We start from the raw sequence: 9,303 nt of genomic DNA, 5'->3' as shown, positions 1-9,303 counted from the left end.
TTATTAGGATTAATTTACAGAACTAGAACTGTGGGCAATATGGCTGATAATATTGAAAAAGCTATTGCGGCTCATCAGCTTGCTTTAACCGTTTATACGAAAGAGAAATTTACAGAAAAATGGGCAAATACTCAAAATTATCTCGGACTAGCTTATTGCGATCGTATTCAAGGGGATAAATCGAATAATATAGAAAAATCCATCGCTTTTCATCAACAAGCCTTGACTTTTTTTACTAAAGAAAATAATCCTGAAAAATGGGCGCATACTCAAATTTATTTGGGCAATGCTTATATTGATCGCGTTCTAGGTAAAAAGTTAAACAATTTACGGACAAGCATCAACTATTACCAATCGGCATTAACTGTTTTCACCAAAAAACAGTATCCAGATAACTGGGCTTTATGTCAAAATAATTTGGGGGAAGTTTATAAAAATCGAAGTTTAGGCAATCATCAAGAAAATCTTAGAAAAGCTTTAGCAGCTTGTCTAGATAGTTTAGAGTTAATGAAAAAAGATGAATATCCTGAACTCTGGGGAAGATTAAACCTAAACCTTGGAGATATTTACATAAGACTATCTACCTATCAATATTCAAAAGATTCTCTTATAAAAGCCAAGTTTTATTACGAAGAAGGCTTGAAGGTATTTCCCAAAGAATCTAATCCAGAACGATGGGCTACAACCCAACTATGTTTAACCAATGTTTATGAGATGAAGACTGAAAATTTTAACTATGAAGATTTTAAATACAACTTAAATAAAGTCGTTGAATTGTCTAATAATTCCCTGCAAGTTTTTACTCGCTCGGCTTTTCCTGAAAATTATGTAAGAGCTTTGGTGAATCTAGGAGTGGCTTATCTCAACAGCAAAAAATATCAATCGGCCTACAATGCTTTTGCCGAAGCGGTCGATACAGTGGAATATTTGCGCGGGGAAATTATCTCTGGGGACGAAGCAAAACGTAAATTTAATGAAGAATGGATTAAACCGTATGTACTCATGGTTGAAACTTGTATTCAATTAAACCGCCGTAATAAAGCCTTAGAATATGCCGATCGCAGCAAAGCCCGGAACCTGACCGAACTCATCGCCACTCGCGACGCATATCCGGGCGGAGAAATCCCTGCCGAAATTCGCCAACGGTTGCAACAACTGCGCCAAGAAATTGCCGAAGAAGATCGGCGACTCAAACAAGACCCAGACCCGGACTATGGCCATATCACCCAACTGCGGGAAGAATTCCAGGCCAAATATCCTTATAAACCCCTGGCATTTCAAGACATCCAATCTTTACTGGATGATGAAACCGCGATTCTGGAATGGTATATCCTGGGCGATAAATTCCTGACTTTTACCATAACTCCGAATCCCCCTCTAACTCCCCCTTTGGAAGGGGGAGAACCAGAACCCCCCTTTCAAAGGGGGGCAGGGGGGATTTCCCTCTGGCAGTCTTCACCAGAAGACTTCAAAACCCTCATCGACTGGGGAAACGCCTATCTCAACGACTATCGCCGCAACAAAACCCAATGGCAAGAGAATCTGCCTCAACGCCTAGAAACCCTTGCCCAAATCCTGCATTTGGATGAAATCCTGCATAACTTGCGGGAAACATTCCCCACCTGCAAAAAACTCATCCTCATCCCTCACCGCTTCCTGCACCTATTCCCAATCCATGCTTTGCCTGTATCCAATCCACAAGAGGGCACAAGCATTGCGCCCCTACAAGAATTATTCCCCAACGGGGTAAGCTATGCCCCCAACTGCCAAGTGTTGCAACAAGCCCAAAAGCGACAACAAAAACGCCCCAACTTTAACCAACTCTTTGCCATCCAAAACCCCACCAAAGACCTGAACTTTACCGATATCGAAGTGGAAGCGATTAAAAATTTCTTCGACCCTCACCATGTCCTCAAACACGACGAAGCCGAAAAAACTGCCCTTGATTTCCATAATGCCCACTGCACCCATTTTTCTTGTCACGGCTATTTCAATTTTGAAGATGCCCTGAAGTCTGCCCTAATTCTGGCCAAAAGCGAATTTGCGCCACCGCCACCAGAAGACGACCCTACCCGCTATATCCCTCTGAAAAATAAGAACCTCCTCGACTTGGGCAAATGCCTGACTATCGAAGATATCTTGCGACTCGACCTGACAAGCTGCCGACTCGTCACCCTGTCAGCCTGCGAAACCGGCATTACTGACTTCACCTCTACCAGCGATGAATATATCGGGTTGCCCAGTGGGTTTATCATGGCAGGTTCCCCCAATGTGGTCAGTACCCTCTGGACGGTGAATGATTTATCCTCTGCCTTGCTGATGATTCGCTTTTACCAAAACCTGAAAAACGGCGAAACCGTCCCCCTGGCTTTGAAACACGCCCAAATCTGGTTGCGGGATGCTACGGCTGAGGCATTGCAGCAATGGTCGAGTCAGCTAAAATTACGCTCTACCTATCGGCAACAATTGCGGCGCTTTAGTAAAATGGAATCAACGGCAAAACCCTTTAGTTCTCCTTATTATTGGGCGGGGTTTTGTGCGATCGGTGCGTAGTGGCGACAACCGTCGGGGAATCAATTCCCCGCCTAAAAGCTCAAGTCCGATAAATCGGACTGAAATTCAATCAAAATAAGGCTTTCAGTCGGTTTCAACTGACATCTGGCACCCGTTGCAACACCCGTCGGGGATTAAAATCCCCGCCTCAAAGCTAAAGTCCGATAAATCGGACTGAAATTCAATCAAAATCAGGCTTTCAGTCGGTTTCAAATAAATCGGATTGAAATTCAATCAAAATCAGGCTTTCAGTCGGTTTCAACCGACTTAAGCTATGAGACAGGGAATTTATTCCCTGGCGGACTGGCGGACGATCGGATCGAACCCAAAATTTTAGTCTAGACGCGCTAGTAGGAACAAAATCATGTCACTAGAAGACCAAACCATCCAAAACTTTATTACCTTGGTAGAGACTCAATGGCCTTTATTTGCCGACTGCCAAGCAGAATTAGAACAATTACAGGCAAATTTGCCCTCGGATAAAGAGGAAATGTCCGATACGATCGCCGACTGGTGTGAATCTCATCCCGCGATCCTGGATGCACTAGATGCTATCTCCCAACAACCGCAAAGCGATCGCGTTCCCGGACACCAAGGCAACGCCCCACCGCCACCAGACCCGAAACTGTATCAAGAAATGCTGCAAAATGCCATGCGTCGCAACCAACCACCGTCTAAAACCAAGCCATGAGTGAAGATTCCCTACCGGAATTTGTCGAAAATCCCAAACTCAGCTTATATGCGTTTCACCTCTGCCACGATATGGCATCAGCAGAAGGGGAACGGGTGGAAGATAGCGATCGCCTGTGGGAAAACTTCGCCAAACTGGGGCAAGAATTGGCGATCGAACCTTTAGACACCTGCCAGCAATGGCTAAACCTGCCGGAACACGGGGGAACCGTTCCATTTCGAGAACTGCTTTCAGAAGAAATTGGCCGTTGTTTGCGCTTTCCCATTCTGCCTGCGGACGCGAATAACATCCCAGAACCTCGCCACAACGGGGAACTTTACGCCCTGCAAATCCACGATACTTACGCCGCTGACCTAACATTTCGCTATTGCGGAAAAGTCTCTATTAATGAACTAAAAAATTTAAATCCCCAAGGAAAATTACTGCCCGATCGCATTCAAGCCTCCCTGGGGCAAACCTTGGTGTTATTTGCCAAACCGATCGTCAACGATACCAACCCAGAAACCCTGCGACAAGTGGCCGATCGCTGCTTAAACGCCTTACTCGCAGAAGCCGACCCCAAGTGGCAAAATTTATCTTATCTGGGCGACGGCCAACTATTAAATAGTCCCATCTTTGAATATGACAACTTTGACGAAAACCCGGCAAAATCTTGCCATGTAATTATCTGGCTAGACTGCCATCCCGACACCACAACCCTGGAAGCAGCGGGAGACTATTATCATCCTCTAATTAATCTACTTTGTTACCGCTGGAAAATCTGTTTTAGTTATTACCAAGCCCGCGATCGCTATCGAGATGCCAAAGCCGCTTATCACAAGTTAGAAAATAAAACCAAAGCCTTAAACAACTTACCCAGCGATGTATCCGAACGGTTAACTCTCCTCAAAAAATGGCTGTTGTCAACCAACCCGGAAGCCTTTACTTATGCCAGCTATATTCGAGACATCGAAGACCACCAAACTACCCTCATTACCAATTTCAAAAATTATACCATCTCTCTGAAACAAATCGATCGAGTTCCGGGCGACCATCAGTTAACTTGTTTGCAAAAGTTTAGCGATTCTCGCAGCAAGTTTCTCGGACAAATCGATACCGACCTTCATTATTTAATGCCGGGAAAAGTTCTGTTTGGCCAATACATTGCTACTCTGCGGGGAATTGTGGAAGTGGAACAAGCAGAAATCGATCGCGATCGCCAACAAACTGACCAAGATTTACAAGACCATATTCAGTCCATTGGCGTGGGAATTGCCGCAGGGGCGATCGTGGCCTCCACTTCTGGGTTAATCACCGAACCTTGGTATTTTCCCAACGGCGAAAAAATCGAAGTTCCTCTAATTCCCCATTCTCTAATCCCCCATCCATTTATTATTGGCTTTATCGCCAGTTTCTTATGTTCTGTCGGCGCTTGGTGGATTGCCAAAAAAGTGATTAAACAAAGGCGATCGCGTCAGAAAAAAATAGATTTGCGATCGGGTTTTTCGGAGTAACTAGACTCTCGGTTCACTATCAGCTCGAGCAGACAAGAAACCGGGTTTCTGGTTCTAGTGGGTGGTGAATTCGTCAAAATGTGGTGAAGAAACCCGGTTTATAATCCCTAAGACACCTGCGCCCTAGGATGTGGTTTTTGGCCGATCGCGTTTCAGCATGAAGCTGGCCACTACAATGCCAATTATCGCTAACCCCGCCATCGGATAAAAGGCATAGGTATAGCTACCAAACCAATCGCTCATTCGTCCCGCCACCAGGGTTCCCAATAACGCCCCCACGCCATAGGCGGTAAACACAATCCCGTAATTTTGGGCGTAGTCTTCGGGATTAAACAATCGCAGGGTACTCGTCGGCGCGATCGCCAACCATCCGCCCAAACAAAACCAAAACAGACAGAATGCAATCAAGTAGGTCGCCACTTGTCCCTCCCCTGCATTCACCATCAAAATACAAGCGATTAAAATCAACGTATAAGACCCGATCGCCACATACCGAGGTTTAAAGCGATCGGTCAACCAGCCAAACAGGGGACGACTCAACCCATTAAACAGAGCAAATAAAGCAACGCTTTTCGCCGCCAATACCGGATCGATCTCGATGAGTTCCTGACCCACCGAACTGGAAATTCCAATTGCACTCAATCCCACAAAGGTGCCGATAGTATAACATATCCACAGTCCGTAAAACGAGGAACTTTTCAGCAACGTTGTCGGATAGGTCTTGGGTGCGGAAGTTTTCTTGGCAGCGGACAGTTTCTCTGTGGGTTGCCAACAAGTGGGAGGCAATTTCATGGTGGTGGCGATCGCCAGAATAATCATCGTAAACGCCATGCCTAAAAACCGCAAGGTGGATTGAACATCGTAATTATCGATTAAGGTTTGGGCTAAGGGGGCGGTAATTAATGGAGATAAGCCAAAGCCTACAATTGTTGAACCCACCGCCAGTCCTTTTTTGTCGGGAAACCAGCGGGCTGCCACCACCATCGGCACACCGTAAGTAATGCCCACTCCTATGCCACCGATCGCTCCATAGGTGAGGGTTATGGTGACAATATTGCCGGCAAAGCTAGAGAGAATGTAGCCCAAACCCACTACTATCCCGCCAATGGCTGTCATTACCCGGCTGCCAACTCGCGGAATGTAAAATCCGGCGATCGGCATCAGGATAGCATAACAAACCAGTGCTACGGTGTAGGGTAACAGGCTTTCGGTAGCGCTCAGATTCAGTTGTTCTGCTAGGGGATTTCTAAAGACACTCCAAGAGTAAACCGTTCCCAAACAGAGCAAAACGGTCATTCCCAGGGGAATCAGCAGCCATCTTCCCCGCTCGGCGGGTAGTCCCAACAGTTTTAATGCTGAAGTATCGGGGGTAATTGTCATCGGCGATCGCTCCTTGATTAAGTTGATGCAAAAAAAAATTATCCCCCTTTCCGGGGACAATTGACAACTTCTGTGGGCACTCTTCTTTCTACCCAGTTTGCTCAACTCATGCTGTAACTGCTTATACCAGTTGGTGTCATAAAATTGTTACAATATTTTGCTTATCCGTTAACAATTCATCGCCTTTGTTGCTCTATTAAATAAATTTCTCATTTTTACCGAACCGACTCGCTTTACATCTCACCTCAGGGGTAGAATCCCTTTGCAATTTCCCCGCAATAAAACGGTGTAATTTGTTTTTTTGTTACCCGCTTTTGTTTGGATTGCTGTTTGAGAAAACCGTATCCCTCATCAACTCGAACCGTGGAATTTGCCCTGTGCAAGTCCTGCCATGCAATGCACGATTTGCAGGTAGAATGCGATCGCTCCGGGGGTCTCGCGCTCTCACGGGGAACCAGTTGCGGAATGTTTGCCTGCGGCCTAGTGGGGCGTGAGAAAGCGCCCACTAGGGTATTTGTCGCCCCCTGATGGCGCGAATGTGAAATTTTGTTAAGTTGTTCGGTGAAAGCTTGACTTATTTGCCCAAACAGGATGCGATCGCGCTTTCTAGCTCCTTGCGAGTCAACTCGGCAATCACAAACACCTCTTGCACGGTTTTTCCCTGTCTGGCAATGATTTTATATCCGCCGCGAATGGGCACGGAAATTTTTAACTTCATTTGCGGACAATGACCCTTAGCGCGTCCGATGACACCGGGCGTCACGGTTCGAATGCCCTTGCAAACGGTGAGTTTTTCGAGAACGGCAATTAAGCCGGGGATGTGGGTAGAATGATTGAGAACTAAGCGACCACTGGGGGGTTTGCCCATCGGATTTTACCAGGATAGAACGACTGCGAAAATGGTAGGGGAGGACGGTGCGCCCCCCAAACAATAGAGTGCAACCCCGCCGTGGGAATGGCTTATGCCTTTTCTAAAGGAGCCATCGTCAACCCAGCACGACTGAGTTGCTGATGGTACAGTTCAGCTTGCTCCAGTGGCCCCACCCAGACCGTCGCCTGACCTTCAAAGTGGACTTGGTTGGTCAATTCCCACGCGCGATCGCTGGTCATGTTCGGGATGTACTTCATCAAACACTCGGCGACATGCTGAAACGTATTAAAATCATCGTTTAGCACGATCACCTTGTAATTCGGATACGGTTTGGGGGTAACTTGACCAACTCGTTCGGGAGCAATTGTCGGGGCAGTTGCCATAGCTCGAAACTCTGCTGAAAGTACCCTACTCATAGAACTATTGAAAACGCTATCAAAAATATTACCTGAGCTTTATGCACTCTAGCTTAACAATTTCGCGCCACAGCATCAATCTCTGGCAAGCTTCAAAAATTTTTGCCTTGATAATGAACGATTTTTACGGGCGCTTGCTAACGCTGTAGCTCTTTACTCATAAAGATTTGCGCTTAAATGCCAGGACTTTTATTTCGCGCAACTATAGTCACAATCCTCCCGAACTACCGAAGCTTTCGCCACCCAGGGAGAATTGAGAATTGAGAATTAATCACTAGGGGTTGTTAGTTGTTAATTGGTAATACCGGAGAAATCCCCAAAGTCGGCGGAGGTGCGCTCTGCCGGTTTGCGCGAACCGGGGAACCCGAGAAACCCAGAGAAAGGCGAGAAAAAGGGTCGATAAAAATTGCCAGAATAATGTAATTTTGATGGGGATAAATTGTCAGAAAATAGGATATTTATGAGATTCTTTTTACGATTTAGGGAGTTTATCGGTGAGCAGATAGGTCATCATTTCACCTTTACCTTTAACAAAAATCACGCCGCGTTCTTCAAAGACAAATAAAGGCTTGAGGTATTGGTAGGTATGAGCGGTGACTTGGATGCGACCGGGGATGCCGTGAGATTCCATGCGGCTGGCGGTATTAACCGTATCACCCCATAAATCATAGCTAAACTTGCGGGTACCGATCACCCCGGCTTCCACCGGACCGGTATTGATGCCAATTCGCATCGAAATTTTTTCGCCATGCTTAGTGCGGAATTGATTGGAGATTGTCAACATATCCAGTGCCATATGAGCGATCGCCTCAGCGTGATCCGGGCGGGGAGTAGGCAAACCGCCCACCACCATATAGGCATCACCAATCGTTTTAATTTTTTCCAACCCGTACTTTTCTGCCAACTCATCGAATGCGGAAAAAATCTGATTGAGGAACTCCACCAATTCAGGGGGAGAGAGATGAGAAGAGAGCTCAGAGAAGCCCACGATATCGGCAAACAGGACCGTCACTTCAGCAAAATTATCAGCGATCGTGCGTTCGCCGGCTTTTAGGCGTTCCGCGATCGGTTTTGGCAGAATATTGAGCAAGAGAAGCTCGGACTTTTCCTGTTCTTCTTGCAACTTTTGCACAAAAGCCTGTTCTTGGTCGCGCAGGCGTTTTTTCTCCAGAGACGCATTAATGCGAGCTTTCAGCATCACCGGATTAAACGGTTTGGAGAGATAATCTTCTGCGCCGAGTTCGATGCATTTCACCACGCTATCGATATCATCGATCGCCGAAATCATAATCACCGGAATATGACGAAGTTGGGGGTTAGCTTTCAGTTCTTGCAAGACTTGATACCCATTCATATTGGGCATCATAATATCGAGCAGCACCAAATCAAACGGTTCGGCGCGCAGTAATTCCAGGGCCTCGAGACCATCTTCTGCGACTTTAACCGTATGGCCTTGCCGTTTCAAACGACGGCACAGGAGGTCGCGGTTAGCTTCCACATCATCAACTACCAGCACCGAGGCTTGGTCAAGGTTCATGGCATTGCCTCTTAATGTAGCAGGCTATCAAACGGAGTGGGGCAAGGGGGAAAATTGCCCCAGGGGAGTTTTGGCAGAATTCGATGCTTGGGAGACTCATCTCTATTGTGCCTAAAGTGGGCCAGTAGTAGGTGATGGAGGGCAGAAGGCTAACCGGGAGGGGAGGAACCCCAAACCGTACAAGAGAAGCGCCGATGCGCGATCGAGAGCGTCGATCCTTCGATTGCATTTCATCAGAAATTAGGGTTGGTAAGGGGGAGAACGGAAACCCTCGTCATTTATGCATAGGGAGGAGTTCTCCCCCCTTACACAGACAACAGTTTGACAAAACATCACTGCTAGAAACTGTAGGTATAACCGTC

At 46.6% G+C, this 9,303-nt stretch carries 7 protein-coding genes; 3 read left to right on the top strand and 4 right to left on the bottom strand.

Features of this window, described 5'->3' with window-relative positions; genetic code table 11:
* From LKK83_RS09265 to LKK83_RS09255, 3 genes are all read left to right on the top strand, one after another.
* Positions 1-2,553 (top strand): CHAT domain-containing protein (locus LKK83_RS09265; RefSeq protein ID WP_324630794.1); only part of this gene is annotated, 2,553 nt, incomplete at its 5' end.
* A 364-nt stretch (positions 2,554-2,917) separates the two neighbouring features.
* Complete coding sequence (locus LKK83_RS09260; protein ID WP_324630793.1) at positions 2,918-3,244, top strand: hypothetical protein; 327 nt, start codon at positions 2,918-2,920, stop codon at positions 3,242-3,244.
* Positions 3,241-4,737 (top strand): hypothetical protein, encoded by a 1,497-nt coding sequence (locus tag LKK83_RS09255; protein ID WP_324630792.1) that lies wholly within the window; start codon positions 3,241-3,243, stop codon positions 4,735-4,737. The genes LKK83_RS09260 and LKK83_RS09255 overlap by 4 nt, the downstream gene beginning before the upstream one ends.
* 123 nt (positions 4,738-4,860) lie before the next feature.
* Here the strand turns inward: LKK83_RS09255 and LKK83_RS09250 are convergent, their stop codons facing one another.
* The 4 genes from LKK83_RS09250 to LKK83_RS09235 all read right to left on the bottom strand — a co-directional run bounded on the left by LKK83_RS09250 (position 4,861) and on the right by LKK83_RS09235 (position 8,941).
* Positions 4,861-6,117, bottom strand: a complete 1,257-nt coding sequence (locus LKK83_RS09250) for an L-lactate MFS transporter (RefSeq protein ID WP_324630790.1) — start codon at positions 6,115-6,117, stop codon at positions 4,861-4,863.
* A 574-nt stretch (positions 6,118-6,691) separates the two neighbouring features.
* A complete protein-coding gene (locus LKK83_RS09245; RefSeq protein WP_324630789.1) occupies positions 6,692-6,985 on the bottom strand; it encodes a DUF2103 domain-containing protein in 294 nt (97 codons plus the stop codon).
* A gap of 92 nt (positions 6,986-7,077) precedes the next feature.
* The gene (clpS, locus tag LKK83_RS09240; protein WP_324630788.1) at positions 7,078-7,371 is read right to left on the bottom strand and encodes an ATP-dependent Clp protease adapter ClpS; all 294 of its coding nucleotides are present in this window, start codon (positions 7,369-7,371) and stop codon (positions 7,078-7,080) included.
* A 505-nt stretch (positions 7,372-7,876) separates the two neighbouring features.
* Entirely contained in the window at positions 7,877-8,941 is a 1,065-nt protein-coding gene (locus LKK83_RS09235) for an adenylate/guanylate cyclase domain-containing protein (RefSeq protein WP_324630787.1), read from the bottom strand.
* Positions 8,942-9,303 lie beyond the last annotated feature (362 nt).

The sequence above is a fragment of the Phormidium sp. CCY1219 genome, assembly GCF_035615515.1.
Lineage (GTDB): Bacteria > Cyanobacteriota > Cyanobacteriia > Cyanobacteriales > Laspinemataceae > CCY1219.
This window is presented reverse-complemented; position numbering and strand designations above follow the sequence as displayed.